Source organism: Arthrobacter sp. 10N43 (assembly GCF_056394525.1).
The window spans coordinates 128,269-153,732 of record NZ_JBFTIA010000001.1; the positions used below are offsets into that span (position 1 = coordinate 128,269).

Consider the following 25,464-nt stretch of genomic DNA (forward strand, 5'->3'; position numbering starts at 1 on the left):
CCGGCACGAGGCCGGAGGCACACCATGCGTAACCCCAACAACAAGTTGGTGGACCCTGCTGCCGCGCCGCCGTCGGCTGCCGCCCAAGCACCGGGACGTTCCACCGGCCGGGAGGCCGCACCGGCCGGGGAGATGACCGGGCCGCAGACACCCGTACCTACCGGCAGCCTGCAACGCGAATGGTCCAGGGCGTTCGCACTGGTGTTCGTGGCGCTGGTGCTCGGCGTTGTCGCAACCGTGATTGGCGTCCGCGTGGTCACGGATCAAATCCAGCACGCCGCCGCACAGCACCGCCTCGAGTCGGAGGCCGTCGCCGAAATACGGGCCCGCCTGGACGACCACGAACAAGCCGGACTGCAACTGCTCGCCGAAGTACCCGTCGACACATCGGCCTTTTTGCAGCAGCAAAAGGACGTCTCCGCCCAGTTCGACGCCGCCGCCGGGATCCTGCCGGACGCGTACGGCATGCGCGCTTCGCTCGGGGAGGCCCGGACCGCGTGGCAGGACGGCCTGTCCGCGCACGGACTCTGGGACAGCCAGGTGGCCGGCCTGCACGGCAACCGCGTGGCAGAGGCCCCGTCGTTCGCCGCCTCCGGCGCGAGGTCGCGCGCGTTGCTGGCGAACATCCGGAGGGCTTCGCTCGACGCGCTCGACGACGGCGTCGCGTACGGCGCGGAACTCCAGCAGATGGTTTCGACCGGCCGCACAGTCCTCTTTGCAGTAGCGGTGGGCGGCGTTTTCTTTTTCCGCCGGCGAATGACCAAGTACCTGATGCGCCCCGTGGAGGGTCTCTACCGGGGGGTCCTGAAGCTGCAGGCCGGCGACTACAGCCACAGGATCACCGTTGTCCGCAATGACGAGTTGGGCCAGTTGGCCGAGGCATTCAATTCGATGGCCGCCACCGTGCATGACAACCATCTTGAGCTGACCTTCCGCGCCACGCATGATCCCCTCACGGGACTGGCCAACCGCGTGGTCCTCACCGAACGCCTCGCCTCGGTCTTTCTCGCCGCCGACGCCGGGTCAGTTGACCGGCGCGAGGGCCTCGTGATCATCGACGTCGACGACTTCAAGGACGTCAACGACTCGCTGGGCCATAATGGCGGCGACGCGCTGCTCATGCAGCTGGCCCAGCGCCTTCGCAGCTGCGTGCGCGAGCATGACCTCGTCGCCCGGCTGGGCGGGGATGAATTCGCGATAGTGGTGATGAATGACGGCGGCACGGCAACCGACGACGTCGCCGGCCGCATCCAGGACGCCCTGCGCGAGCCATTCTGCATCGACGACGTCCGGCTCAAGGTAACCGTCAGCATGGGTGCCGCCCAGCGCAGCGCCGGAACTGCAGATCCGGCCGAGCTGATGCGGCAGGCTGACTTCGCCATGTACATGGCGAAACACAGTGGCAAGGGCCGCTACCAGCTCTTCGATGCCCGGGGCTACGACAAAATGACCTACCGTGCCGCGCTCCGGGCCGACCTCGCCACGGCCGTGCAGGCAGGCCAGCTGCGTCTGGACTATCAACCGGTGGTTGAACTGGGCACAGGTGAGATCGCCGGGGTGGAGGCCCTGGTGCGCTGGGAACATCCCACGCTGGGCCGGCTGGGACCGGCAGAATTCATCCCCCTGGCCGAGGAAACCGGCGACATCGGCCCCATCGGCTGCTGGGTTCTCGACACAGCCAGCCGCCACGTCGCCGGTTGGCGCCGTTCCCCGGGCACCGCCGACGACCTCTGGGTCTCGGTGAACCTCAGCACGGTTCAGCTCTCCAGCGACCGCAACCTGGCCGCCCTGGAGCGCATCCTGGCCCACCCCGCTTCACAGGCTGACAAGGTGATCCTGGAGGTCACAGAATCGGCCCTCGCCACGAGCTCCGATGGTGGCGTGGGCGCCCTCAACCGGCTCAAAAGTTTCGGCGTCCGAATCGCGATCGACGACTTCGGGACCGGATTCTCCTCGCTCAGCACACTCGCCGCTCTGCCCGCGGACATCCTCAAGATTGACCGCTCTTTCCTGTCCGGAGTGCCTGGGGACGCCCCGGCCGCGGCGATGCTCGAGGGCATCCTGGAAGTGGCGCGGAAACTGAACCTGGGCGTCATCGCCGAAGGCATCGAGGACACGGGGCAGCTGGATCTCCTGCGATCGCTTGGCTGCGACATGGGTCAGGGCTTCCTCCTGGCGGGTCCCAGCCCCTCTCCGGTCCTCGAGGCGCTGCTGGCCTCAGGGCCGCAGCTGTTGCCACCGGCCGGCGTGGACGCAGTGGCGGACGGCGCCTAAGGCCGGACTGCCCTCAGGCCGCGCCTAGGGCCGGGCTGCCCTCAGGCGGCGGGGAAGTCGAGTGAGGGCTCGTCCGCTGTGGCGAGGGTCAGGACGGCCTCCTCGACCGTTGCGTGGTCCTCGAGTTCGCGTTCAACGCGGCGCAAGGCCACGGCGACGTCATGCTCCTGGCGGTCCCCCACCATGTCCACCGCCGCCACGACGTAAAGCTTGCGCGGGCCGACGAACTCCAGGTGCAGGTACGTGATGCGCTCGATCTCAGGGTGCTCGAGGATGCGGCGGGCCATGGAGCCCTCGATGTCGCTGGTGACGGCCTGTCCCACCAGGAAGCGGCGGTTCCGATCGATCAGCACGACGGCGACAACGGCCAGCAGGATGCCGACAAGAATTGACCCCACGGCGTCCGGCACGGAGGATCCGGTGACCTGGTGCAGGAAGATGCCGGCGAACGCGATGAGCAGGCCGATCAGTGCGGCCCCGTCCTCGGCAAAGACGGCACGCAACGTGGGATCGGAACCCTTGAGGACCTGTTCCAGTGTTTTCCGGTCCAGTTCGCGTGCCGCCTTCCGGCTCTGCCGGAACGCCTGGGTGAAGGACACACCCTCAAGGACAAAAGCGACCGCCAGGACCACATAGGCGATCGCGAAGTCGCCGGCCGGCTCCGGCGTGAGCAGCTGCTGGATGCCGTGCATCACCGATACCACCGCCCCGGCGGTAAACAGGCCGAAGGCCGCGATCATGGACCACACGTACGCCTCACGTCCGTAGCCCATGGGGTGGGCCTTGTCCCGTTTCCTGGCGGCTTTGCGTTCGGCGATGAGCAGGAACACCTGGTTGCCGGTGTCGGCCCAGGAGTGGGCTGCCTCGGCCGTCATGGACGCCGAACCGGAGATGAGCGCCGCCACGGATTTAGCCGCCGCGACAAGAACGTTCGCCCCGAAGGCGATGAGCACTGTGAGCGATGCGAACCCGGACTTGTCACGCTTCACGCAATCTTCCTCCCGCGGCCGTGGAATGGATCCTTGGCCTACGCTATCTCCCCCGCCTGACGCCGGGGCATCACATCGCGGGACCGCGTAGCAAAAACTGGTTCCATTTATGCCGGGCAGGCGCACAATGAATCTATTAAGTTCATTCGCTCTTTGTCCCACAAGCCGCTTGGGGTGTGCGCCATGAATGCTCGCCGGAAGCTGTCAACGATTTGGCTGCTGCTGATCTTGTTCGGGACGGGCGGGTGCGCCAGTGGAACCGGAGTGCCGGCGTCGACGTCGGCGCCCCCTTCCGGAGCCACCCAGACGGCGGGAACAGCCGCCGCCACCATCACGATCAAGGACTTTGCCTACGGCGACCCGCTCACCGTGGCGCCCGGCGCGGTGGTCACGGTGACCAACTTGGATTCTGCTGCGCATACGGTCACGGCTGACGAAGGCCAAGCATTCGATGCCGTGGTCAAGGGCGGCGGCACCGCCACTTTCACGGCGCCCACACAGCCCGGTTCCTATCCGTATCACTGCACTTACCACACCAACATGCATGGGACGCTGGTGGTCAAATGAGCGTCCAAAGCCACTCCGGACGGTCCGTGGGAGTCCACGGAACCGGCATGGCCCTGCGTATCCTCACGGCGGTGGCCCTGTTCATTGACGCCGGCGTCCATATCCATCTGGCCCCGGGCTACCAGGCGGGAAACTCCGCGGGGATCGGTCAAGGGAACCTTTTCCTGCTGGAGTCGGCCGCGGCTGTGCTGGCCGGGCTGTGGGTGCTGCTGCGCGGCAGCAGGGCCGCCTACGCAGCAGCTTTCGTCGTTGCGCTGAGCGCCTTCGTCGCCGTAGTCACGTACCGGTACGTGAACATTCCCGCGTTCGGACCATTTCCGGCCATGTACGAGCCCATCTGGTACTTCGAGAAGTCCCTGAGCGCAGTGGCCGAAGGAGCCGGAGCCGTACTGGCGGCCATCGGCTTCGCCCGGGCGGGACGGCGGTCTTCCCGGAGTCCCGCCCCGTCCTGACACATCACGACCCGACACATGACGACCGGCACCGCGCCGACCGGCGCTGCCCGGGAACCGGGCCTCGAATTGCTAGCATGTGGGCGGGGTGATTCAGGCTGAAGACGATTGCACAAGGCTCCAAACAACAGGGCACCAGACAACAGCGGGCGAATCAACGGCGCGCGAAACAAAAGGGCACGGCGCCGGCAGGTCTGGGATCGACAGCCGCCGGACCAACCGGGCCCGGATCAGCACGCGCCCGCCGGGCTGTGACGGATGCCGGTGCCGCCGTCGCAGCATATCTGGTGGCCTGGGCCTGGCTCGGCATGGAGGTCCTCACCGATCCGGCTCTCTGGTTCGGGGCCCTGGCGGCGGGTGCCGCTGTGATCCTTCGGGCCACCGGCTCGGTGTTGCGCCGGAATCCCCGGTTTTCGACCCCCGCGGACCGTGTCACCCTGGGCCGGGCCGCCATCGTGGCCTGCTGTGCCGCGATGACTGTGGTTGGCTTGATCGCCGGAGCCGACTCGGGAGCGGCAGCAAGAGCTGCCGCGGTGGTGGTCCTGGGCACCACGGCGTTCCTGCTCGATGCCGTGGATGGACGGGTGGCCCGCTTCACCGGGTCAGCCACGGCCGAGGGTTCACGGCTGGATTCAGACACGGACGCCGCCCTGGTTCTGGTGCTGTCCTGCGCCGCGGCGGGAACGTTCGGCCCGTGGCCCCTGGCCATCGGCCTGATGTACTACGCCTTTCTCGCGGCGGCCTGCTTCCGCCCCTGGCTGAGGAAGCCGCTGCCGCCTAGCACTGTCCGCAAGGTCATAGGAGCCACCCAGCCCGCTGCCCTGTTGTTTGCCCTGTTGCCCGGCGTCCCGGCGTGGCTCGGGGCCGTGGTGCTCGGCGCGGCGCTCGGGCTGCTGATCTACTCGTTCGGGCGCGATGTTCTCGAGCTGGAACGGCTCCGCCGGGCAATCCCCGGCGGCGAGTCCGGCTCACCCGCCTCATGCGCCGGAACCCCGGCGGGCAGATGACGCAGTAGGGGCCTCGGCGCGAGGTTCACGGCCGCCGGGCCCTGGATCACCGCACCGTTCGCGGAAAACCTCGAGCCGTGGCAGGGACAGTCCCAGGTCGAGTCCTCGGCATTGAACTCGACCGTGCAACCCAGATGCGTGCAGACCGCCGAGACGGCAACCAGGTCACCGCCCGGGTCGGCATAGACCGCCGTCTTTTCGCCGTCGATCTCCACCACGGTGCCTTCACCGGGCCGCAGGGCAGCGACGCGCCGTTCCTCCTGGTCCTGCTGGTCCGGTTCCTGGGGTTGGGGTTGGGGCGCCTGGACCTTCTTCTTGCCGGCCCCGCCGGCCGGCGTCGCCCGGTTGGTGTCGAACACCGCCGCCCAGGGGTTGTGCTTTCCGGTCAGGGCGTCGGCCAGGACCAGCGCCGCGGCGGTGCCGTTGGTCAGCCCCCACTTGCGCAGGCCGGTAATCACATGGAGGTGCGCCGCCGTCGGGGTCAATGTCCCGGCGTACGGCAACCCGTCAACCGGCATGGTGTCCTGCGTGGACCAGCGGAAGCTGGTCCGCCCGGTACCGAGGCGTTCCCGCGAGAATTCCTCGAGCCTCCGGTACCGCTCGGCCGCATCGCCGGTTTCGGCGGCCCTGTGGCCCTCGCCGCCGGTGAGAACGTAACGGGAACCCTCGACGTCGATCGCCAGGATGGAGCGCATCGGCTCGTCGACGCTGATGAACGTCCCGTCCAGGGGCGCGGCGGGTGCCAGGCAGGCAACGAGGTAGGAGCGGTGCAGGTAGCAGCGTTCGGCGAAACTCCCGCCGTCGCCGACGGGAACGTTCGTGGCTACGATCACATCGCGCGCCCGGACTGTGCCGCGCGCGGTTTCGACGACGCCGGGCACACCATCGCGGACCGCGGTGACGAGCGTATCCTCCAGCACATGGCTTCCGCTGCCGTCCACGGCGCGGGCCAGGCCCTGGAGGTACTTCACCGCGTGCAGCTGTGCCTGGTTATCGAACCGGGCTGCGCCCCGGACAGCGAACGGCAGCGGAACGTCGGATGTAAAGGCTGCCGGCAATCCAAGCCGTGCGGCCAGGGCCGCCTCGTCGCGGACCTGGGCCAGGGCGTCGTCGGATTCTGCGTACGTGTAGTTGGACACCCGTCGAAAGCCGCAGTCAATGCCTTCCTCCGCCACCACACGCGCTATGTGCTCGATTGCGGCCTGGTTGGCCTGCCCGTATGTGCCTGCGACATCCGGCCCGTGCCGGTCGGCAAGTTCGGTGTAGACCAGCCGGTGCAGGGACGTGACCTTGCCGGTGGTGTGCCCCGTGACCCCGGTGCCAATCCGTGCCGCCTCCAGAACCGCGACGGTGTGTCCGGCACGTTTGAGGGCCAGCGCCGCCGTCAGGCCTGCAATCCCTCCCCCAACCACGGCGACATCGACCTCGAGATCCGAGCCCAGGGACGGATATCTGGCGGCACCGGCTGCCGTGGCGACCCAAAGCGAAACCTGCTGTCCTTCGAGCCGATCACCCACGGTGCCGCCTTCCGCCGCCGGCACTCCCTCAGAGGCCTTCTACTGCTTCCAGGCGGCCCGAGCGGACCGCGTCGGCGAAGGCCTGATAATCCTTTTCGTTCTGGTCCGCATAACGCTCGGAAAAATCAGTGATGGAGCGTTCGAACTTGTCGCTCTTGCCAAGGTAGGCGGCGATCGCTATCGGGTCACCGGACCGGGCGTGCGCCCGCGCCAGCGTCCAGCCGCAGGCATCGGCGTAGAAGGTCATGCCCAGCGGCTTCATCCCCTCCACCACGGCCGAGCCCTTCATGTCACGCAGTTGACGCCAGTACAGGAACCGGTTGTCCTGCACACCTTTGGTCCACCCCAGGAAGATGTCGCTTGCGGCCTGCATCATCCGCTGCCCCTGCACCACCCGCTCCCCCGGCTGCTTGAACTTGCTCTTCGGCAAGTGGTCCTCCAGCACCGATTTCGTGGCCTCCTTGACCTGCAGGAACAAGGGATCCTCCTGGTCGCGTCCCTGCAGCAGGGCGATGAACGCCCGCGTGCCGACACTGCCGACGCCCACCACCTTGCGGGCGACATCGATGACTTCGAATTGTTCGAGCAGGTGCCGCCGGTCATCGGGCAGCGTGGCCCGGTAGGACCGGAGCTGTTCACGAACCGCTTTTGCAACGTCATCGCCGGACATGCCGTACGTATCCGCCAGTTCCCGGACGGGAATGACGATTGGCGGTTGACTGACTATCCGGTACTTCCCGTCGACGCTCTCGGCGAGCTTGGACAGTGCCTGCAGGCTGTCCTTTGTGTGGGCCTTGGCTACGTTTTGCCGCGCCTCTTTTTCCATGCCCTGGGCAGCCTTCTTGAGGGCCTTCCCCTTCTGGCTTGCCACGGCGAGGTCGATCGCTTCCATCAGCTGTTCCTCGGACAGGCGCGCGTACCAGATGTCCAGGGTGCGCATTTGCGCGAACTGGGCCATCGCTTCGCGGTAGGCCCGAACAGCCGTGAGGGTCGAATCGCGCGTTTCTTCCGTAGTGAACGCATTGTTCCGCGCCGCGATCGTGAAACTCGCAGCCATCCGCTTCACGTCGTACTCAAACGGCCCCGGAAGTGTCTCGTCGAAGTCGTTCAGGTCAAACAGCAAGTTTCGCTCGGGCGAGGCGAAGACTCCGAAGTTGGACAGGTGGGCGTCTCCGCACAGCTGGACGCGCAGGCCGGCCCGCGGAGTGTCCTTCAGGTCGGCGGCCATGATCTTGGCAGCACCCCGGTAGAACGTGAATGGTGATGCCAACATTCGGCCGTGGCGCACCGGTACGAGGTCCTGTTCCCGGGTGAGGTTTTGTTCCTCGAGGAGTGCCACCGGATCGGGTCGGTCGGAAGCCGGCTCCCACCCTGTGTGGCTGGAAACTGGTGCTTCCTTGCGATAGTCCTTGCCCTTCGATACTCGTTGCTCGACGCTTGGATGCTTGACTTTCTTCTCGGCCATAATCGCCGACCTCCCTTTGACGTCAGGACCCGCCACGGGCACTGATTGCCTGGGTCAGTTCTGCTGAGCTTGGGTCGAGTTAATGCGATTGTGGCCTCGAAGTAGCGCCTCGTCAACGCGTTGGTGATGTCTTGCCGAACCCCGTCGCCGCACACTCAAGGCCGGTCTGTTCCGGGTTCCGAAACCTAGCGATCGGTTCATCCCGTTCGGGTGATGTCTTCCTGGGCCGTACCGGGTTAAGTTGCAGACGGGTGGGGCTCCCCGCTCGCGCCGCCCCGCTCGGCAACAACACCGAAACCAGATGGAGACATGACCATGGCCGAAGAAGAAGCACCCGTCCTCGCCGCCCTCGCCGATATCACCGCCGTGTCGCTCGAGCGCTCCACCCTTGAGCCTCGCGAACTGATGCTGGTCCGGATCGCGGCCCTCGCTGCCGTCGACGCCCCAGTCGCCTCCTACCTGTTCAACGCCGGTACCGCCGTGGACGTCGGCATCACGTTGGAGGATGTCCGCGGCGTCCTCATCGCCGTTGCTCCGATTGTGGGGACTCCCCGGATCGTGGCGGCGGCCAGCAGTCTTGCCAGCGCACTGGGCTTCGCCCTCGAAATGGCCGAGGCGGAACTCGAAGCCGAAGCCGAAGGCTGAGCCTGCTCTGACGACGTCGCAGTGGCGGGCGCCCCCCGCCGTGGCGGGCCGTCCGGCGTGGGTTCCCGCCAGACGTTGGGCGGACCGGTAGCGTTTCCTACGAACCGCGCGCCACGGCGTCGGCAGTCCATCGCTGCATCGGCCACGATGCCCTGATCTAAGGCGGCCCATGAACAAGAACCGGCTGGAGGCCTTTAGCGACGGGGTGCTGGCGATCGTGATCACCATCATGGTGCTGGAACTTCATGTCCCGGCCGAACCCACGTGGCCGGCGCTGCTTCACGAGCTTCCAACGCTGCTCAGCTACTTGCTGAGCTTCATTTATGTCGGGATCTACTGGAACAACCACCATCACATGCTCCATTTGGCCGGGAAGATCAACGGCACAGTGCTCTGGGCAAACCTCCATCTGCTGTTCTGGCTGTCCCTGGTCCCCTTCACCACCCGGTGGATCAATGACGCGGGCCTGGCGGAGGTCCCCGTCCTTGTCTACGGGCTGAACCTCCTGCTCGCCGCCATTGCCTACTACATCCTCAAATCGGCCCTGATCCGCCAGCAGGGCCGCGGTGGTGCGCTGGATGAGGCCATGGGGCAGGACTGGAAGGGCAAGGGCTCCCCGGCGCTGTACATAGCGGGGATGGGCCTCAGCCTGATCAACCCGCTCTTCGGGATCGCCGTCTATACACTTGTTGCCGCGATCTGGCTCATTCCGGACCGGCGTGTAGAGCGGTTCATCGCCCACACCTGAGCGGCGTTGGCCCCTAAGCGTAACGAACAGTTACCGCCGGACGCGTTGGGCCAGCGAATCCCTCACGATTTCCAGATGGGCCCGGGTGGGCGCCACGACGCTGGCCGCGTAGCCGGGGTGCTTGGTCAGGTACTTCTTGATGTACGGGCACACCGGCACGATCGAAAGGCCCGCGGCGACGGTCTCATCCAGTGCCTGGGCGGCCAGCACACCGGCCAGCCCCCGGCCGCCATATTCCTCGTTGATCTCCGTGTGATAGAAAATCCGCTGGGCCGGCCCGGCATCGTCCACGTAGGCGGCCTTGCCGATGACGGTGTCCGCGTCGAGCAGTTCAAAACGGCCGCGCTCCGGGTTGTTCCTGATGGTGGTCATGGTCGGCGTGGTCTCCTGGGCTGGGACGGGTTGGCGCGTTGGCCTGGCTTGGGGCATTGGGCTTGGGTAGATGTTGCACGCCGCTGAGCACTGCTCAGGCACGGCTCATGCACTGCTCAGCCGCGGGGCTTGATGCGGGCGTTCGGCAGGGCCGGGGCCGGGAGGGCGGCAGGACCCCCGGGCGGAAACGGGCCAAACCGCAGGTCGGCGCCTCCTCCGGCCGCCGGCGTCGACGTCGGACCGGAACCGTCCTCCGCACCGATCTCGGCCTGCCACTGGGCCCTGTACGCGACAATCTCTTCGTGGCTGCGTCCCACGAAGTTCCACCACATCACGATCTTTTCGCCCAGCGGCTCACCGCCGATCAGGAGGACGCGGGCCCCATCCGGGCCTGCTGTCAGGGTCAAGGTTCCGGTACCTGCGGGAACGTAGGCGAGGTGGTCCTTCGGCACTGGGTGTCCGTCCAGGAAGAGGGTGCCCGAGTCGACGAGCAGGCCATGTTCGAACGACGTCTTTGTGTCGAGGGTCAATTCCGCCTCCGCCTCGAGCAGGATCTCCGCGCCCAGCAAGGGCGTATGGGTGGCGACGGGCGAGGCGGACCCGCAGAGCGTGCCGAGGAAGACGCGCATGGTCCAGCCGGGCCCGTGGACCGGTTCGGGGCGATAGTGCTCGAAGGTCGGTGTCATGTGGCGTGCCGCGTCCGGCAGCGCCACCCACAGTTGCGCACCATGCAGCATTGTTGTGTCCGGGGTGGAAAATTCGGAGTGGCTGATGCCACGGCCGGCCGTCATGAGATTCACTTCGCCCGGGCGCACGGCAGCGTGGAAGCCGGCCGAGTCCTGGTGTTCGATCTCCCCCGTGAACAGCCAGCTGACGGTCTGGAGGCCGGTGTGGGGGTGGCGCGGTACTTTCATGCCGCCGGAATCACCGACGCTGTCCGGGCCATAGTGGTCCAGGAAGCACCACGCTCCAATGAGGCTCCGCTGGCGCTGCGGAAGCGTACGCCGCACGTCCATCGCCCGCGGACCGCCCAGCGGGACCTGCCGCGGGGCCAGCAGTTCGACGCCGGCATGCGTCCCCTCGGTTCCGCAGAGGATTTCCTGGGGCGCGACTTCGGTATTGCTCATGATGACAGCCTAGCTTCGCGGGGTCCGCGGGTCAGCCTTCGGCACACGGCAGGAGGGTACCGGGACTTAGCCGTTCCTTGATCAGCCTCAGATCCACGACGAGCGCCGCAACGGCGGTTCCTCGCCGCCCGGGCGCTGCACCAGAATCTGGTTCACTCCCGTGATACCGGCCTCGAAGCCCAGGGCGCTAGCTGCCATGTAGAGCCGCCACACCCGGGCCCGGCCCACGCCGGCCAGGCGTACGGCCTCATCCCAGTGTTCCTCAAGGTTCCGCACCCAGGCCCGGAGCGTCAGGGCATAGTGGCGCCGCAGCGCCTCAACGTCCAGGACCTCCAGGCGCGCCGATTCGAGTGCGGTGACCATGTCGGCGAGGCTGAGCATCTCGCCGTCCGGGAAGACGTAGCGGGGAATGAAGGAATCCGGGTCCGGTGCCGTGGGCCCGGCGTTCCAGGAGATCGCGTGGTTGAGCAGCCGGCCTCCCGGGCGGAGCAGCCCGTGCAGCTGGGAGGCATAGTGCTGGATCTGCTCGCGGCCGACGTGCTCTGACATGCCAATCGAGCTGATCGCATCGAACGGTCCGTCGTCCACATCGCGGTAGTCCTGCACCCGGATGTCCACCCGGTCCGTCAGCCCGGCGTCCGCGGCCCGTTTGCGGGCCATGGCCGCCTGTTCCACCGACAGCGTCACGCCGACGACCTCGGCCCCGAAATGCTGGGCGGCGTGCAGCGCAAAGCTGCCCCAGCCGCATCCCACATCCAGCACGCGCATCCCCGGCTTGAGACCCAGCTTGCGGCAGACGAGGTCGAGCTTGGCGGCCTGGGCAGCGTCAAGCTCGGTCTCCTCCGACTCCCAGACGGCGCAGGAGTAGACCATGGACGGGCCCAGGACGAGAGCGTAGAAGTCGTTCCCGACGTCGTAGTGGTGGGAGATGGCCGCGGCGTCGCGGCCCTTGGAATGACGCCGGCCGAACCGGTCCACGCGGGCTTCCTCCGGCGGCGGCGCAGGGTTCGGTCCCAGGGCCCCGAGCCGGACGGCAGTCTTGAGCAGTGCGAATCCTTCGCGGGGAGTGGGCGGCCGGAATGGGCCGGGCTCGGCGAATTTTCCGGCCGAGCTGAGGGCGGCGAAGGCCGCGAAGATGTCGCCGGGTGCGTCGATTTCGCCGGCGACGTAGGCACGGCTCAGTCCAAGCTGGCCGGGTGACCACAGCATCCGGCGAAGTGCCCGCCGGGACCGAAACACCACAACGGGGGCGTCTTCCGGGCCGGCCTCCGAGCCGTCCCAGGCCTGCAGCCGCAGGGGAATCCCATCGGTGCCAAGGATGATCGCCAATGCGTCGGCCAGCCGTGAAGCCGCATTCGTGGATGTCGCCATGTCCAGTGCCTCGATTCCCGTGACTCGTCTCCAGCGCCGAGGGCTGCGCCCCGGCAGTTCCAAATCTAAGGGCAGTACACGGCCCTCAACCAGAGCTTAGGTCCCCATTGCCGTGGTGCCCGTCTTTTCCCACCGTGGCGGACGGCTCTGGCGCTTGTGGGTTCGGTTGCCTATGGTGTGAGCTATGTCTGAGTCTTTCTCGTCCCTCGTGGACACGTTCAAGAACGTGGGTGTTTCCCGGGCGTACGGCCCCGCCATGAACATCGCAGGGGAAGAGGTCATCCCCGTCGCTGTGGTGTCTTTCGGCTTCGGCGGAGGCAGCAGCACCGAAGATGCCCAGGCCGGCGGCGGAAGTGGTGGCGGGGGCGGCGGCTTCGTGATGCCCGTGGGCGTCTATGCCAAGAGCCCCGAGGGCCACATGGCATTCCGGCCCAACACCGTGGTGGTGCTTGTGGCGCTGGCCCCGCTGGTGCTCGCCGTCGGCGTCTCGATCCGCGGCATTCTTCGCACCCTCCGTCCGCGCCGCTAGCGCGGGAGCCTGAGGTCTGGAGCTGGGCTCTGGGGCCTTTGAGCCTTGGAGACTTGGAGGCCAAGGATTCCCCAAGCCGCGCAAGGCATTGTGTGGTTTGGGCAGCCTGGGTCTCGGGCAGCTCCAGGGACCGGCGTCGGACGGACATGATCGACGATGAATATTTTCAGAACTGCATGCGTAGCAACTTTGGGCGGGGCGCTCCTGATGACGGGATGTGCTGCGCCGCCGGCAACGCCGGGCCCTACGACCACTGTGACTGCGTCTCCCCCGCCGTCGGTGGTGGTCTTTGATCCGCAGACCAGCGGCAAGGTCCTGGCCGAGCGGATCAAGGCCCGGGCCAAGCCCAAGAAGGCCGGCGTCACGATTTCCGCAGTGGAGTGCAAGAACTTCCCGGACATCAAGGTGAACACTCACACGGACTGCCAGATGGTGGTCAACGGGGTCAAGCGCGGATACCTGGCGACATTCACCCAGCGGGACGGCCACTACGAAATCAAGGCCCAGGACCTCACCTGGTAGGCGGTGCGGAATAGGACATGGCGGGTTCCTGGTCGTCGTCGGCGTCAACCCACGCCGCGAAATCCTTCAGCGACATGAAGCAGTAGTAATCGCAATACCTCAGGTTCTTCTTCTCCGCCTTGCTCATGCCGGTAATTCGACGCGGGCGCGCTCACGGATGGGGCGACGCCGGCTCTTCCCCCCGGCTCCTGGCGGCATCGGCGATGACGAGCGAGAGCTGGGAGACCACTTCCTCTGGTGTACCCGACGCAGCCAACTCGGTAAAGTGCGCGTATTCGGGCATCGCCTGGTAGGCGGCCCTCAATGAGTCGAGTTCCTCGAGCGTTTCCGTGTCCGTGTCGCGCGCCATTACCCGTCGATGGGCCTGTTCAGGGTCAATGACCAGGTGGAGCACGACGTCGGGCTGCGGAAACTTTGCCAGGAGGAACGGCAGGAGCCAGCCCCGGGGAAGACCCCGTGCCTGGCGCAGTGCAAGCTGGCAGTGCAGGTGGCGGTCCATGATGACCAAGCCCGGATGCCGGTGCGCCCTGGCATGAACTGTGTGCTCAGCAGGGACATCCTGCGCCGGCCTGCGTAGTTCCTGAGCAGGAGCGCGTTCTGGCCGGCCCGGCGCGCGGCCTTCACTGTAGACCGTGCGGCTGTTGTTTTTCCCGATCCGTCAATTCCCGTCAAAACAATCAGCAATCGGATTCCTTCTCATCGCGTGGCGGTGCGGCGCCGTGCACCGTCGCAGGCTCCGCCTACTACTACCAACGGTAGAGGCCGCTGATTCGTCCCGGGAACGAACGACGAATTAGCGATTTCAGCCCTGGCTGCGCGCCCGGCTGGGCTGCACCCGCGGCGGTTCCCCGGGCATCTTCGGGAAGTCCGGCGGGAACGGCAGCTCTCCCAGACCCGCCTCGAGGTCCCGGTCCCACCACCCCAGGAGGAGATCGATGGCCCCTGGGTTCGCATGCATGCCGGCCCACGGATCGCCGGTGGCTTTGAGCCGGTCCGGCACCGTGACGATGGTGAAGGCAGAAGGGTCGGCGGAGTCGAGTTCCTCCCAGCGGATCGGGCACGACACCGCCGCGTTGGCCAGTGCGCGCGGGCTGTAAGCCCCCGCAATCGTGCGGTCGCGGTTCGCCTGGTTGAAGTCGACGAAGATGCGGGCGCCGCGTTCCTCCTTCCACCAGGCGGTGGTTACTTGCTCGGGCAGGCGGCGCTCGAGTTCGCGCGCTGCGGCGATGACCGCGTGGCGCACGTCCAGGAACTCCCGGGTCGGCTCGATCGGGGCAAAGACATGGAGTCCCCGGTTGCCTGAGGTCTTGATGAAGGCCTCCAGCCCTGTCTCGGCGAGGACGCGCCGCAATTCCCGCGCGACCGGAACAGCCTCCGCGAAGCCGGTGCCGGGCTGCGGGTCAAGGTCGATCCGCAGCTGGTCCGGGTTGTCCGGATTGCCGGCCCGGGAGGCCCAGGGGTGGAACACCACCGTGTTCATCTGCACCGCCCACACGGCGGCGGCGACTTCGTCAATGACCAGTTGCGGGTGCGATCGTCCGCTGGGATAGGCGACGTCGACCGAGCGGATGAAATCCGGGGCACCCTTGGGCGGGTTCTTGGAGAAGAACTGTTCGCCATCCACCGTGTCCTTGAACCGTTGGAGTGTCACCGGCCGGTCCCCGTTGGCCGCCAGGAAAGCGTCCCCGACGTCCACCATGTACCGGGCCAGGTCCAGCTTGGTGAGTCCCAGACCGGGCCAGACAACCCTGCCCGGGCTCGACACCCGCATCTCCCGGTCGCCGTGCGGACCGCTGACAGTAAGGTGCGCTTCTTCCCTGGCCATGGGGACAACCTACCCCGGCGGCGTGGACAGGTGAAGAGCGCAGCGGGCTGGACGCCACTGACCGGGCATGATGGACACATGACGACACCCGAAGTCCCCATCACCCTCGACGTCGGCGACGCTACAGTCTCGGGCGTCTTTGCCGACCCCGACGGCTCGTTCGCCACTCTGGTTGTTGCCCACGGCGCCGGGGCGGGAATGGACCATCCGTTCCTCGGGGGCTTCACCCGGGCCCTGAACGGCCTGGGTGTCGCCACCTTGCGGTTCAACTTTCCCTACCGAGAGGCAGGACGGAAGTTTCCTGACAGGCCGCCGGCGGCAATCGCCGCCTGGCGGGTGGCCATGGACGCCGCCGCATCCCGGTCTGCCGGCCGGCCGCTGTGGGCCGCCGGGAAATCGTTCGGCGGACGCATGGCCTCCATGGCGGTGGCGGAAGGCATGCCGGCCGCCGGGCTCGTCTACCTCGGCTATCCGCTGCACCCGCCGGGCAAACCGGAGAAGCTCCGCGATGAGCACCTCTACGGGCTGACTTTGCCGATGCTGTTCCTGCAGGGCACCCGGGACACGTTCGCTACCCCGGAACTGCTGGAGTCCGTGGCGGCCAGGATCGGGCCGACCGCGACCGTGGAGTGGCGCGAGGGCGGGGACCATTCCTTTGCTGTTGCCGGTGCCAAGCGCGGTACGGACGAGGTAGGGGCGTCGTTGGCGGCCACGGTCGCGGAGTTCCTCAGGGCGCACGGCGATAATCCCGCGGACGCGCTCCGCTGATCAACCCCAGCCGACCGGCCTAACCGGCTGCCGCTAGCCGACCGTCCCGAACCGGCCCGCCCCGTGATGCACATGCGATTCAATCGCGGTGGCTGCGGCCGCGGCCCCTCCCGCCCCGCGGACAATCTCGCTCATGGCGGCCACGTTCCGCCGCACCTGTGCATCGGAATGGAGCTCGGCGACTGCAGTCCTGAGCGCGTCCGGACCAACGTCCTCCGCTGCGAGGTGCCGGCCAAGGCCCAGTTCTTCAAGCCGCCTGGCGGTTGCCTCCTGCTCCGGTTGCTGCGGCACGGCCAGCATCGGGACGGCGAAATAGAGCGCCTCCATGGTCGAGTTCATGCCGGCGTGGGTAATGAAGACACTGGTTTGGCGCAGAACCTGCAGTTGCGGGAAGAAGGCCCGGACCAGGACGTTTGGCGCAATCGTCCCGAGATCAGCCAGTCCGGTCTGGTCCCCGACCGCCATGGCGACGTCCCAGTCGCTTCCGCCGAAGGCGTCCAGGCACGTCCGGAAGAAGTCCGGCTGGCGGTTCAGTGGAGTGGTCCCCAGCGAAATGAACACCAGCGGACGCGTTCCCCCACGCACCCATTCACCTTCGCTGTCGCGGCCGCCCACGCTTGGCCCCACGAACCGGAACCGGTCATCGAATGTCTCCCCCCGGGGCTGGAACTCGCGCGGCAGGAACACGATGTTGAATGGCGCCGGCGGGCCGTCGAACATCCGTGGCGTCCGCACGCCTTGCTCGGCCGCGAACTCGGCCAGCAGCCGGCCCATGGCCATAGCCACCTTCGCCATTTCATCGGCGCCTTCCGGCGGCCGGGCAGGCATCAGTGATCGCAGCGAGAAATGTTCGTTGGTGGCATAGGTGGGCATGAGGGCGATGGCCGGCACGCCGATCTTTTCAGCGGCCATGCTGCCGCTGAGTGTCATCGCGTCAAAGCAAATCGCGTCGGGCGGGTCCTGGCGCAGATGTTCCACCAGCGCCGGGAAGCTGGCGCGGATGTCCTCGAACACACGGTTCATGAGCGGCAGCATCAGGTGCGCCTGCGCCCGCTGCCCGGGGGCCAGGGCCGGCATTGATGCCATCCAGTTCCCGCCGGAAGCCGAAAAAGCCGCTCCGGCGTCACGGATCCGCGGTCCGAAGTCGGCCGATGTGAAGTACGTGACCCGGTGCCCCCGGCCCACAAGCTCCGCCACCAGCGGCAGGGTGGGGTTGACGTGTCCGTAGGCGGGAATGGAGACGAACGCAAGATGCATGGCCATCACTCTTCATCGCTTGGCTGAGATCACGCTTTATTTGCCACTTGACCGGCCTGGTTGCCCGGCGTCCCGCGGGCCGGGCGGTCCGCCGGCGTCGTGCTCCTTCATCATGCCCCTGTTGCCCCGGGCGGCGCGAGTGTTCGGCCGGCGGTGCCAGTTTCCGGCCCCGCGGGGGTCAGTTCCGTGGCTTGGTCCGGGCTGTCGCCGGCGCGGTCCACGGGTCTTCGGGCCACGGATGCCGGGGATAGCGGCCGCGCATTTCCGCGCGGACCTGTGCGTAGGGCCCGGACCAGAACGAGGCGAGGTCATCCGTCACGGCCAGGGGCCGGCGTGCCGGTGAGAGCAGGTGGAACAGCACCGGCACACGCCCGTCCGCAAGCCGCGGCGTCTCCGCCCAGCCAAAGCACTCCTGCAGTTTGACGGCCACCACCGGCCGCCCGGTGGCGTCTCCGACCTCCGGATAGTCAATCCGGATCCGGGATCCGCTGGGGACCGCCAGCGTCTCCGGCACCAATTCACCGAGCCGGGACGCCTCGGGCCAGGGAAGCAGCCGGCTCAGCGGCCCGGCGAGGTCGATCCCGCCCGTGGATGCGCCGCCGGCCAGCGCGGCAAGCTCCGGGGCCAGCCATTCGTCCAGCCGGGCCAGCAACGCCGGCTCGGACACGTCGGGCCAGGACCCGCCCAGCTCCCGGTGCAGGAGGGCCAGCCGGCGGCGCAAGGCCTCCGCCGCGCTCGACCAGCCGATGGTCGCCAGCCCCTCGCTCGCCAGGGCGCGGGCCACAGCTGCGCGGCCTTCGTCCGCGGGCGGGCGTACCGGGGTGGACGACAGCACGATTGCGCCCAGGCGGCGCTCACGCCGGGCCGAGACACGGCCCTGGCTAAATCGCGCCTGTAGCGTGTCGCTCAGGAGGTGGCGGGCGGCAGCCTCCGCGGTGTCCTCCGTCAGCGGCGCCGCGGAGCGGATGACGGCGCCGGTCCCCGCGGCGTCGCGGCCCTGCGCGCGGGACACTTCGGCCACGCCCAGCCACTCGTGCCCGGACAGCAGGCTGCCGGCCGGCAGCCCGGCCCGCGTACCGGACGTGAGCAGGTATTGCGCCGGCCCCTCGCCCGGGACGCGGCGCGCTACACGGTCCGGAAAGGCCAGGGCGACGACGAAGCCGATTGCCTCCGCGGCGTCCACCACGCCGGCAGGAGCGGAGGACGCGACGCCGGACCCCTCCTGGCGTGCGATTCTCTCCATCCGCCGGACATCCTCCGCCCACCGCCGGGATCCGGGATCCCGGCCCGTCCTCAGCGCGGCCACAAGGCGGGTGAGGTCGGCGCCCGGGGCGCGCTGGTCCCCCGAGACGAGGGCGACCGCCTCGGCCGCCACACGGTGGCCCACCGTCGCGGCGCCGTCCAGCAGAGCGCGGGCCAGCCGCGGGTCCGTCGGGACCCGGGCCAGGATCTTGCCCAGGTCGGTTGCGTGACCGTCCGGCGCCACTGCCCCGAGTTCCTGCAGCACTTCAACGGCGTTGTCCATCGCGGCCTGGGGCGGCGCGTCCGGCAGGGCCAGTCCACGGCCGCCGGGGGCTCCCCAACAGGCCAGCACCAGGGCGGCGCCGGTCAGGTCTGCTGCGGCTATCTCCGGAGTCTGGTGGGCGGGCGCTGCGCCATAGGCCCTCTGGTCATAGCAGCGGATCACCGTGCCGGGGCCCTGTCGTGCGGCACGGCCGGCCCGCTGTTCCGCGGACGCCCGCGAGCAGGACACTGTCACGAGTCCGGACATTCCGCGGTTGGAGTCACGCCGCGGCTCGCGGGACAGCCCGGAATCGATGACCAGCCGGACGCCCGGGACGGTGAGCGAGGATTCGGCCAGTGCGGTGGAAACGATGATCCGGGCGGCCCCGCCGGGCTCGCGCCCGGAGACGGCGCGGTCCTGCTCCGCCGGGCCGGCCTGGCCATGGAGTTCCAGGACTTCGGCGTGGCTCCGGCCGCGCAGCCGGGCGGCAACGTAGGAGACTTCCCATGCGCCCGGGACAAACACCAGGGCGTCAAGGTCCCGCCCGGCAGCCAGTGCGGCGGCATGCCCCGCGGCTGCGGTGTCGGCCACGTGGTCCAGGAAGGCCCGGGCCACTCCGCGTTCGTCCAGCCGCGGGACCGACGCCGGGACCCATTCCACCTCGAGCGGGAACAGCGCGGAGGGACAGTCGACAACCGGGGCCGGGCGGCCGCCGTCGCGGTTCCCGTCCGCTTCACCGATCAATCCGTCACCGATCAGTCCGTCACCGATCAGCGCAGCGAAGCGGGGCGCGTCGAGGGTCGCCGACATGGCGACGAGCGTGAGGTCACCGCGCAGCTGCCGGACTTCGGCCAGCATCCCGACGAGCAGGTCTGTCTCCAGCCCGCGTTCGTGGACTTCGTCGAGGATCACGGCATCGGTGCCCTCGAGCCCAGGCTCCGTCAGGAGGCGGCGCAACAGGATGCCGGGGGTAACGAACTCGATCACCGTCCCGGGTCCTGTCTGGCGTTCGCCGCGGACCGTGTAGCCGACCCGATCACCGAGCGGGGTGCCGTCGAGGGAAGCCAGGCGGCGGGCTGCAGCGCGGGCGGCGACGCGGCGCGGCTGCGTGACCACGATCCGCGGGCTGGCACCGCTTCCGCTGCCGATCCTTGCGGCCGCGAGGTTGGCGAGCAACGGCGGGACAAGCGTCGTCTTGCCCGTGCCGGGAGGAGCCTGGACCACCGCGGACGCGCCGGCACCGCCGCCCCGCAATGCGGCGGCGAGGTCCCCCAGCGAATCCGCGAAGGTCAGGCCCGCCCCGACGACGCCGAGATCGAAAAGGCCGTTGGAGCAGGCTGGGTCCAGGCGTGTGGTCGCGGAAGTCACGCCTCCATTGTCTCTGCAATTCGTGAACGACGTCCGCGCGGGCTATACGCTCGCGCTCAGGATCGTCCGCCCGCTGGCCACGGCACGGATTTCGACCCGGCGGATGTCGTCAGTCCGGATCACCGTGGTCGCCGTCGGCGTGGCCACCGTCCCGGGAGTTGCCGTCCAGGTGGCCACCTGTGTGGCGGCACCACGGGAATCGACAACCACCAATCCATACTCCTCGGGTGGGCGGGCACCGCCGGATCCGTCCGGTGCGGGAACGTCAGCCGGGGATGGCGTGTAGGTGCACTCCCAGTCGATCCGGGTTCCCCACGGCTGCCGGGTCAGTGAACCCTTTGCGGCCAGCATGCTGTCGGCCACCGGGGTGAAGTTCAGGGCCGTCCCTGACGCGGCCTGCGTCTGCGCGGGGGGCAGCGGAGGTGCGCTGACCGGGGCGGTCACGGCAACGGTGACAGCGCCCGAGGCGGCGGCCGCGCCCACAACAAGGGCGGCCACGGCCAGGCGCACGCGCCGGCGTCCGCGTTGGACTTGCCCCGCCAGACCGCTCGGCAGCCCGCCCGCGAGGCCGCCGGCCACCCCGGGGGCCACCCCCGGCACGGGCCTTCCGCGGTCGGTCTGCCCGAGGGCGAGGGCCTCCTCGGGCGACAGGACGGCCAGCAGCGACGGCATTCCGGCAAGCTCCGCCACGGCGGCCCTGCATCCGGCGCAACCGGACAGGTGTTCTTCGAACTCGTGGCGCTCGGAGGACACCAAGGATCCCAGCACATACGCGGCATCCCAGCTGCGGTACTCATCCATTCCGTTCTTGCTCATGGCGTCACGCCTCCTTCCTGCAGGGCCAGCCGCATCGCCCGCAGCGCGTAATGCAGCCGCGACTTCACAGTCCCCTCCGCCAGTTGCAGGCTTTGCGCGATTTCTGCCGTCGTCTCCCGGCGGTAGTACGCGTGGATGACCACAGCCCTGTGCTCGGCGGACAGCCCGGCCAGGGCATCAGATACAAGCCACCCGTCCAGGATCTTGTCCACCCGGTCCGCCTCTGGAATCTCCGGCAACGGCTCCGTCCGGTTCTCGTGCCGGCGTCGGGCGCTGCGCCGGTCATCGATGACCAGATTGCGGGCCACCGTGTAGAGCCAGGCCCGCACCGCCGCCTCCGGGCGCTGCAGGACTTCCGGGTGTTGCCAGGCACGGATCAGCGTTTCCTGTACGACGTCGTCGGCCAGGGTGCTGTCACCGGTCATGCGCATGACGAACCGCCACAGGGCCGGACCGTAGGCGTCCTGCAGCGAGCGCAGCAGCTCGGCCTCCCGATCGGACATTTTCCGCCTCCTGGCCTTAACTACGACGCCGGGCCGCTTTCCGTTCACCGGCCCCGGCTGGAATCCGTCTGGAAGTCATTTGGCAGTTGGCAACGTTGAACTCTTGGGCTGGCGGCGCCGTTCTAGGGACAGCCCGGCCGAACACGGCCGGCCTTCCCTCAGGAGCGCACCATGAAGATTTCCCGCCCGGCGTTTGCCGCCGCTGCGCTGGGCACGACACTAATGCTCGGATCCTGCTTCGCCGGGCACACGGCAGCACCAGCCCCACCATCCACCCCTGGCACAGTCACACCGGCACCCGCCGCGGGGAGCCCCTCGCCGGCGCCCAAAGACCCCTATTACCCGGCCCCGGCACCGGCCGTTGCACCGCCTGCACCTGCACCGCCTGCTCCGGCACCGATCCCCTCGCAGGTGGCCCCGGCGATGCCAGCTCCGCCTGCCATGGTGCCGGCCCCGATGGTCCGGCCACCCGCCCCGGAACCGCGACGCGTCGTTCCGCCCGTGGTCCCGGCACCGCGGCCGATGGTTCCGAATCCCATGGCACCGCGACCAATGGTTCCCCGGCCCATGGTTCCCAGGCGGATGGTTCCGCCGCCCGCGGCGGCTCCCGGCGGGAATGATCACGATGCCGATAACAACGGAGGACCGGACGACGGTGACGGCAACAAGTAGCACCACGGCGGGGCCTGCACCGCGCCGTCGAACGGCACTGTTGTTCCTCGCGCTGGCAGGGACGGCGGCGGTGCTGGGCGCCAGTGGCTGTTCCCGGACCGGGAACGAGGCAGCGGCGGCTCCTCCGTCCGGGGCAGCTCCGTTCGGCTGGTTCCGCGCCGGCCTGGCCCCGGCCGGGTGGCAGTCCCTGGAACTCCCGGATGCGACAGCGGTACTGTCCATCCCACCCGATGCCATTCCGGTGGAGGGCGACCCCGGCACCGTATCCGCAACCGCGACGGCGCCCAACGGTGATCTCAGGATCTATCTCAACGCCACGCCGCAACAGGGCGAGGAGTCACTGTCCAATTGGTCCGAGTTTCGGCTCGCCCACCTCACGGGCGAGAACGCCGCCTCCGCCAGCCGACTGGCAGACCGTGCCGGAATGCCGTTCCGGGGAGGCATCGGCTCATGCGTGGAGGACACCTATGTGACTCGCGTCGGCGCGCACAGGTACCGGGAGATCGCCTGCCTCGTTGCAGGATCGCGGGGTGGCAGCGTCTTGGTGGCGGCCGCACCCGCCGACTCATGGGACCTCTACAGTCCCGTAATTGAGCAGGCGGTGGACGCCTATGCGTCCGAGTAGGTCGACGTCGCCCACCGGCGGCTGCCGCCAACCGGCTGGATTCGGCAGGACGAAGACGGGAGACTGGATCATCTCGATCACGAAAGTGGGAACCGCATGATCAACCTCAAGCAGGACGCCGACGGCTTCATCCGCATGAACCGGCATTTTCCAGAAAAGACACTCATCAGCATCACGTTTGCGGACGGCTCGGAGGGGGTCTACTCCGGGCGCCGGCTCAACGGCCTTTATGACGACGCCCTGGCGGAGTACCGGGCCCAGAACCACCTGGATGCCAAGGGGTTCTCGCGGGCACCGAGGAAGACGGTCCACCCCGCGAACAAGATCGAGTTCGTTCCGGTCAACGCCGGAATGGAGCCGTAGGTCAGGCGACGCCGACGGCCCCGGGACCGTGCGCCGGCCGGCGGAGGGCCCTGGCACGGATGCGAAGGTCGTTGTCATGCACGCGCCGGTCGACGCCGGGCACGGGCGTGCCGGCTGCCCTTGGCCGCGGTGCCGCCGGACTCACCAGGGGCTCGGCCGGGCACAGGTCACTGATCAGTCCCATGCCGGCGTACTCGCGTACCGCGGTGATCCCGGCAACGGCTGCAGGCTTGTCTGCGAAGCCCTTTGACACGGCCAGTACTGCCCCGTCCGGGGCCCTGAGCCGGAACCTGAAGCAGGCATCGGCATCTACGAAGAGTTCAAATGTGCCGGCCATGACGTTCCTCCCGTTTTGCGGGCTCCCCTTCCGGGCATCGTTGCCACGGCGTGGAAGGGGAAGCTGCGCTGCTGCCCGCTGGTTTATCCTTGCGGCTGAAGAGATAGCATCAGCCCGTCTTAACAGTTTCGCCGCGGCCTTGAAACGCCGACAAGGTCAGCTGCGTAAATCCTGGGTAAACAGGAGCCAACAGCCCCGCGTGGTGGGCGGCCGCCGGCGCTGGCGCGCCTACAGGGGCGGCCAATGATCGCTGCAGTAGGCGCCTAGGCTGGCGGCCGGGGACGCCGGCGGGCTGGAGCCATCCCAATGGCCGGCGGCGCAGTCCCTCCGTTCGGACGGCGCCGTTGCCGCCGTTCGGCCCGAATCGCCGGGAGACCAGGTCATGGTCGAATCATTGGACAAAGTTCCCCCCGCAGTCCTCGGCTTTGTTGACTGAGGGCGCACCGGCTCGAATCGCGGACCGCCATGCGCCTCACGCCACCCTAACCGCGGGGACTGACACGAAAACAGGGCCTTAGGACCGTATCCGGGAATGCCGGGGACACCTAGGGAACGGTCTGGAGCGTCGACAACCGGCCTGGAACCGTCACCCCTGGGTCCAGCGGCCTGAAACGAATCGGCGGAAGTGTTTCATCCATTGGAAATAGATGTCGTCCCGGCGGAGAATCGGAGGCATTCTTGGGGGCAGTCCGCGGTCCACCGACAGGAAAGAAGGATGCGATGTCCCTCAGCGTTGAGGAAATGAACAAACAGCTCCCGGTGGCCAATGTGCTGCCAGGCGAAGCCGTCCCCTACTACATGGCGTCGGGCGAGGGCGCCCGCTACGAGATCAACGGCCAACTGGTCACCGTCATTGCCCGCGCGGCGGACACCGGAGGGATCTTCAGCGCCGCCTACATCTCCGGCGGGATGGGGTCCGAATCACCGTTTGTGAGCCACTCCGTGGAACATAAGACGCTGTACGTTTTCGACGGCATCCTGCACGTATGGCTGCCAGGCGAAAGCCGCATCCTGGCTCCCGGGGATTCCGTGGTGATCCCGCCGGGAACCCCACACGCGTACCGGATGGCAAGCCACTACACGCGCTTCCTGAACTGGATGACCCCCGGCGGCGCCGAGGCGTACTACGAGCGCGTCGGCACGCACATCGATTCGCACGTCCCGCCCGTCACGGCGGGCCGGAAGCCCAGCCTGCGGGAGTGCGCCGAGGTGGGCGCCGAATTCGGGATGACGTTCCCCGACGTCGAACGGGTGGCGCCGTCATTCCGGCAGGACGCCGGGCTGCCAGCCGCCCAGAGCCCGTACTTCCTCAGCGCCGGGGAGGGCGAGCGGATGGTCAGCTACCAGACCATGTTCACGTACCTGTCCCGGCCGGCGAACACGGGATCGAACTACTTCGCTGTCCATACCAAGGGCGCCAAGTCCCCCTACATTCCGCTCCATTTCCACGAACAGCACACGGAAAACTTCCTCTGCACCGAGGGCCGGATGTGGATCTACGCCAACGGGCGCGAGGTCCTGCTCACCAAGGGCGACTTCCTGCACGCACCGGCGGGAACCATCCACTCCTTCGCGTTCGACTCCCACAACACCCAGATGGTGGGGTTCCTGACGCCGTCGGTGTTCAACGGCTTCTTCGAGTACTTCAACAAACCCACCGAGGACTACATGTACACCGAGGGCGGCGAACCGTACATGGACATGGAGGGCTTCGGCCGCGCCCAGGCCGAGATGGACCTGACAGTGGTGGGTCCCCCGCCGCAGCGACGCGCAGCACTGGACATCTAAGACTGCCTAAGCACGTCCGCTCGACAAACAGCCAGGGTCCGGAACTCCTCAAA

27 protein-coding genes are annotated in these 25,464 nt (G+C 68.0%); 12 read left to right on the forward strand and 15 right to left on the reverse strand.

What is annotated here, in order from left to right:
* The first annotated feature begins 24 nt into the window (after positions 1–24).
* Positions 25–2,274 (forward strand): putative bifunctional diguanylate cyclase/phosphodiesterase, encoded by a 2,250-nt coding sequence (locus AC1DDO_RS00565; RefSeq protein WP_476971184.1) that lies wholly within the window; start codon positions 25–27, stop codon positions 2,272–2,274.
* 41 nt (positions 2,275–2,315) lie between these two features.
* On the opposite strand, the gene AC1DDO_RS00570 is transcribed toward AC1DDO_RS00565, so the two are convergent.
* Entirely contained in the window at positions 2,316–3,263 is a 948-nt protein-coding gene (locus AC1DDO_RS00570) for a cation diffusion facilitator family transporter (RefSeq protein ID WP_476866284.1), read from the reverse strand.
* 183 nt (positions 3,264–3,446) lie between these two features.
* Here AC1DDO_RS00570 and AC1DDO_RS00575 point away from each other — a divergent pair, with 183 nt between their 5' ends.
* From AC1DDO_RS00575 to AC1DDO_RS00585, 3 genes are all read left to right on the forward strand, one after another.
* Positions 3,447–3,830, forward strand: coding sequence for a cupredoxin domain-containing protein (locus AC1DDO_RS00575; protein ID WP_476971185.1), 384 nt, complete (start codon positions 3,447–3,449; stop codon positions 3,828–3,830).
* Positions 3,827–4,282, forward strand: coding sequence for a hypothetical protein (locus AC1DDO_RS00580; RefSeq protein WP_476866286.1), 456 nt, complete (start codon positions 3,827–3,829; stop codon positions 4,280–4,282). The genes AC1DDO_RS00575 and AC1DDO_RS00580 overlap by 4 nt, the downstream gene beginning before the upstream one ends.
* Positions 4,283–4,533: 251 nt before the next feature.
* A complete protein-coding gene (locus AC1DDO_RS00585) occupies positions 4,534–5,289 on the forward strand; it encodes a CDP-alcohol phosphatidyltransferase family protein (protein ID WP_476971186.1) in 756 nt (251 codons plus the stop codon).
* On the opposite strand, the gene AC1DDO_RS00590 is transcribed toward AC1DDO_RS00585, so the two are convergent.
* Together AC1DDO_RS00590 and AC1DDO_RS00595 are read right to left on the reverse strand one after the other, a co-directional pair.
* Positions 5,181–6,806 (reverse strand): FAD-dependent oxidoreductase, encoded by a 1,626-nt coding sequence (locus AC1DDO_RS00590; RefSeq protein WP_476971187.1) that lies wholly within the window; start codon positions 6,804–6,806, stop codon positions 5,181–5,183. The genes AC1DDO_RS00585 and AC1DDO_RS00590 overlap by 109 nt on opposite strands.
* A 28-nt stretch (positions 6,807–6,834) precedes the next feature.
* Positions 6,835–8,307: a DUF2252 domain-containing protein gene (locus AC1DDO_RS00595; protein ID WP_476971188.1), complete on the reverse strand. Its 1,473-nt coding sequence runs from the start codon at positions 8,305–8,307 to the stop codon at positions 6,835–6,837.
* A gap of 273 nt (positions 8,308–8,580) precedes the next feature.
* Between AC1DDO_RS00595 and AC1DDO_RS00600 the strand changes: the two genes are divergently transcribed.
* Together AC1DDO_RS00600 and AC1DDO_RS00605 are read left to right on the forward strand one after the other, a co-directional pair.
* Complete coding sequence (locus AC1DDO_RS00600) at positions 8,581–8,916, forward strand: carboxymuconolactone decarboxylase family protein (protein WP_476971189.1); 336 nt, start codon at positions 8,581–8,583, stop codon at positions 8,914–8,916.
* A 169-nt stretch (positions 8,917–9,085) separates the two neighbouring features.
* The gene (locus tag AC1DDO_RS00605) at positions 9,086–9,664 is read left to right on the forward strand and encodes a TMEM175 family protein (RefSeq protein WP_476971190.1); all 579 of its coding nucleotides are present in this window, start codon (positions 9,086–9,088) and stop codon (positions 9,662–9,664) included.
* Between the two features lie 30 nt (positions 9,665–9,694).
* Here the strand turns inward: AC1DDO_RS00605 and AC1DDO_RS00610 are convergent, their stop codons facing one another.
* The 3 genes from AC1DDO_RS00610 to AC1DDO_RS00620 form a co-directional block, all read right to left on the reverse strand.
* Positions 9,695–10,036, reverse strand: coding sequence for a GNAT family N-acetyltransferase (locus AC1DDO_RS00610; protein ID WP_476866292.1), 342 nt, complete (start codon positions 10,034–10,036; stop codon positions 9,695–9,697).
* A gap of 116 nt (positions 10,037–10,152) precedes the next feature.
* Positions 10,153–11,163, reverse strand: a complete 1,011-nt coding sequence (locus tag AC1DDO_RS00615; protein WP_476971191.1) for a pirin family protein — start codon at positions 11,161–11,163, stop codon at positions 10,153–10,155.
* 87 nt (positions 11,164–11,250) lie between these two features.
* Complete coding sequence (locus AC1DDO_RS00620) at positions 11,251–12,534, reverse strand: class I SAM-dependent methyltransferase (protein ID WP_476866294.1); 1,284 nt, start codon at positions 12,532–12,534, stop codon at positions 11,251–11,253.
* 184 nt (positions 12,535–12,718) lie between these two features.
* Here AC1DDO_RS00620 and AC1DDO_RS00625 point away from each other — a divergent pair, with 184 nt between their 5' ends.
* Positions 12,719–13,063, forward strand: coding sequence for a hypothetical protein (locus AC1DDO_RS00625; protein WP_441408517.1), 345 nt, complete (start codon positions 12,719–12,721; stop codon positions 13,061–13,063).
* Between the two features lie 255 nt (positions 13,064–13,318).
* Positions 13,319–13,585, forward strand: coding sequence for a hypothetical protein (locus tag AC1DDO_RS00630; protein WP_476866295.1), 267 nt, complete (start codon positions 13,319–13,321; stop codon positions 13,583–13,585).
* Here AC1DDO_RS00630 and AC1DDO_RS00635 read toward each other — a convergent pair.
* From AC1DDO_RS00635 to ligD, 3 genes are all read right to left on the reverse strand, one after another.
* A complete protein-coding gene (locus AC1DDO_RS00635) occupies positions 13,575–13,712 on the reverse strand; it encodes a hypothetical protein (RefSeq protein WP_441408515.1) in 138 nt (45 codons plus the stop codon). The genes AC1DDO_RS00630 and AC1DDO_RS00635 overlap by 11 nt on opposite strands.
* Positions 13,713–13,736: 24 nt before the next feature.
* A complete protein-coding gene (locus AC1DDO_RS00640) occupies positions 13,737–14,084 on the reverse strand; it encodes a hypothetical protein (protein WP_476971372.1) in 348 nt (115 codons plus the stop codon).
* Between the two features lie 303 nt (positions 14,085–14,387).
* Positions 14,388–15,410, reverse strand: a complete 1,023-nt coding sequence (ligD, locus tag AC1DDO_RS00645) for a non-homologous end-joining DNA ligase (RefSeq protein WP_476866297.1) — start codon at positions 15,408–15,410, stop codon at positions 14,388–14,390.
* A gap of 78 nt (positions 15,411–15,488) precedes the next feature.
* On the opposite strand from ligD, the gene AC1DDO_RS00650 reads away from it, so the two are divergent.
* Positions 15,489–16,178: an alpha/beta hydrolase family protein gene (locus AC1DDO_RS00650; protein ID WP_476866298.1), complete on the forward strand. Its 690-nt coding sequence runs from the start codon at positions 15,489–15,491 to the stop codon at positions 16,176–16,178.
* A gap of 33 nt (positions 16,179–16,211) precedes the next feature.
* On the opposite strand, the gene AC1DDO_RS00655 is transcribed toward AC1DDO_RS00650, so the two are convergent.
* From AC1DDO_RS00655 to AC1DDO_RS00675, 5 genes are all read right to left on the reverse strand, one after another.
* Positions 16,212–17,435, reverse strand: a complete 1,224-nt coding sequence (locus AC1DDO_RS00655) for a macrolide family glycosyltransferase (protein WP_476971192.1) — start codon at positions 17,433–17,435, stop codon at positions 16,212–16,214.
* Between the two features lie 178 nt (positions 17,436–17,613).
* Positions 17,614–20,307: an ATP-dependent helicase HrpB gene (gene hrpB, locus AC1DDO_RS00660; RefSeq protein WP_476971193.1), complete on the reverse strand. Its 2,694-nt coding sequence runs from the start codon at positions 20,305–20,307 to the stop codon at positions 17,614–17,616.
* A 42-nt stretch (positions 20,308–20,349) separates the two neighbouring features.
* On the reverse strand, positions 20,350–21,123 hold the full coding sequence (locus tag AC1DDO_RS00665; protein ID WP_476971194.1) for an anti-sigma factor family protein: 774 nt from the start codon (positions 21,121–21,123) through the stop codon (positions 20,350–20,352).
* Positions 21,120–21,626 (reverse strand): sigma-70 family RNA polymerase sigma factor, encoded by a 507-nt coding sequence (locus AC1DDO_RS00670; protein ID WP_441408508.1) that lies wholly within the window; start codon positions 21,624–21,626, stop codon positions 21,120–21,122. Before AC1DDO_RS00670 ends, AC1DDO_RS00665 begins: the two co-directional genes overlap by 4 nt.
* A gap of 338 nt (positions 21,627–21,964) precedes the next feature.
* The gene (locus tag AC1DDO_RS00675) at positions 21,965–22,165 is read right to left on the reverse strand and encodes a hypothetical protein (protein ID WP_476971195.1); all 201 of its coding nucleotides are present in this window, start codon (positions 22,163–22,165) and stop codon (positions 21,965–21,967) included.
* 86 nt (positions 22,166–22,251) lie between these two features.
* Between AC1DDO_RS00675 and AC1DDO_RS00680 the strand changes: the two genes are divergently transcribed.
* On the forward strand, positions 22,252–22,923 hold the full coding sequence (locus AC1DDO_RS00680; RefSeq protein ID WP_476971196.1) for a hypothetical protein: 672 nt from the start codon (positions 22,252–22,254) through the stop codon (positions 22,921–22,923).
* A gap of 96 nt (positions 22,924–23,019) precedes the next feature.
* Positions 23,020–23,286, forward strand: coding sequence for a hypothetical protein (locus AC1DDO_RS00685; protein ID WP_476866305.1), 267 nt, complete (start codon positions 23,020–23,022; stop codon positions 23,284–23,286).
* Between the two features lies 1 nt (position 23,287).
* Here the strand turns inward: AC1DDO_RS00685 and AC1DDO_RS00690 are convergent, their stop codons facing one another.
* On the reverse strand, positions 23,288–23,623 hold the full coding sequence (locus AC1DDO_RS00690; RefSeq protein ID WP_476971197.1) for a YegP family protein: 336 nt from the start codon (positions 23,621–23,623) through the stop codon (positions 23,288–23,290).
* Positions 23,624–24,343: 720 nt separating this feature from the next.
* Between AC1DDO_RS00690 and AC1DDO_RS00695 the strand changes: the two genes are divergently transcribed.
* Positions 24,344–25,411, forward strand: coding sequence for a quercetin 2,3-dioxygenase (locus AC1DDO_RS00695; RefSeq protein WP_476971198.1), 1,068 nt, complete (start codon positions 24,344–24,346; stop codon positions 25,409–25,411).
* Positions 25,412–25,464: the final 53 nt, after the last annotated feature.

Coding starts and splice junctions, on each gene's coding strand:
- AC1DDO_RS00565 (WP_476971184.1), top strand. CDS start 25: ATGCGTAACCCCAACAACAAGTTGGTGGACCCTGCTGCCGCGCCGCCG.
- AC1DDO_RS00575 (WP_476971185.1), top strand. CDS start 3,447: ATGAATGCTCGCCGGAAGCTGTCAACGATTTGGCTGCTGCTGATCTTG.
- AC1DDO_RS00580 (WP_476866286.1), top strand. CDS start 3,827: ATGAGCGTCCAAAGCCACTCCGGACGGTCCGTGGGAGTCCACGGAACC.
- AC1DDO_RS00600 (WP_476971189.1), top strand. CDS start 8,581: ATGACCATGGCCGAAGAAGAAGCACCCGTCCTCGCCGCCCTCGCCGAT.
- AC1DDO_RS00605 (WP_476971190.1), top strand. CDS start 9,086: ATGAACAAGAACCGGCTGGAGGCCTTTAGCGACGGGGTGCTGGCGATC.
- AC1DDO_RS00610 (WP_476866292.1), bottom strand. CDS start 10,036: ATGACCACCATCAGGAACAACCCGGAGCGCGGCCGTTTTGAACTGCTC.
- AC1DDO_RS00615 (WP_476971191.1), bottom strand. CDS start 11,163: ATGAGCAATACCGAAGTCGCGCCCCAGGAAATCCTCTGCGGAACCGAG.
- AC1DDO_RS00620 (WP_476866294.1), bottom strand. CDS start 12,534: ATGGCGACATCCACGAATGCGGCTTCACGGCTGGCCGACGCATTGGCG.
- AC1DDO_RS00625 (WP_441408517.1), top strand. CDS start 12,719: ATGTCTGAGTCTTTCTCGTCCCTCGTGGACACGTTCAAGAACGTGGGT.
- AC1DDO_RS00635 (WP_441408515.1), bottom strand. CDS start 13,712: ATGAGCAAGGCGGAGAAGAAGAACCTGAGGTATTGCGATTACTACTGC.
- AC1DDO_RS00640 (WP_476971372.1), bottom strand. CDS start 14,084: ATGGACCGCCACCTGCACTGCCAGCTTGCACTGCGCCAGGCACGGGGT.
- ligD (WP_476866297.1), bottom strand. CDS start 15,410: ATGGCCAGGGAAGAAGCGCACCTTACTGTCAGCGGTCCGCACGGCGAC.
- AC1DDO_RS00650 (WP_476866298.1), top strand. CDS start 15,489: ATGACGACACCCGAAGTCCCCATCACCCTCGACGTCGGCGACGCTACA.
- AC1DDO_RS00655 (WP_476971192.1), bottom strand. CDS start 17,435: ATGCATCTTGCGTTCGTCTCCATTCCCGCCTACGGACACGTCAACCCC.
- AC1DDO_RS00665 (WP_476971194.1), bottom strand. CDS start 21,123: ATGAGCAAGAACGGAATGGATGAGTACCGCAGCTGGGATGCCGCGTAT.
- AC1DDO_RS00670 (WP_441408508.1), bottom strand. CDS start 21,626: ATGTCCGATCGGGAGGCCGAGCTGCTGCGCTCGCTGCAGGACGCCTAC.
- AC1DDO_RS00675 (WP_476971195.1), bottom strand. CDS start 22,165: ATGGGATTCGGAACCATCGGCCGCGGTGCCGGGACCACGGGCGGAACG.
- AC1DDO_RS00680 (WP_476971196.1), top strand. CDS start 22,252: ATGCCGATAACAACGGAGGACCGGACGACGGTGACGGCAACAAGTAGC.
- AC1DDO_RS00685 (WP_476866305.1), top strand. CDS start 23,020: ATGATCAACCTCAAGCAGGACGCCGACGGCTTCATCCGCATGAACCGG.
- AC1DDO_RS00690 (WP_476971197.1), bottom strand. CDS start 23,623: ATGGCCGGCACATTTGAACTCTTCGTAGATGCCGATGCCTGCTTCAGG.
- AC1DDO_RS00695 (WP_476971198.1), top strand. CDS start 24,344: ATGTCCCTCAGCGTTGAGGAAATGAACAAACAGCTCCCGGTGGCCAAT.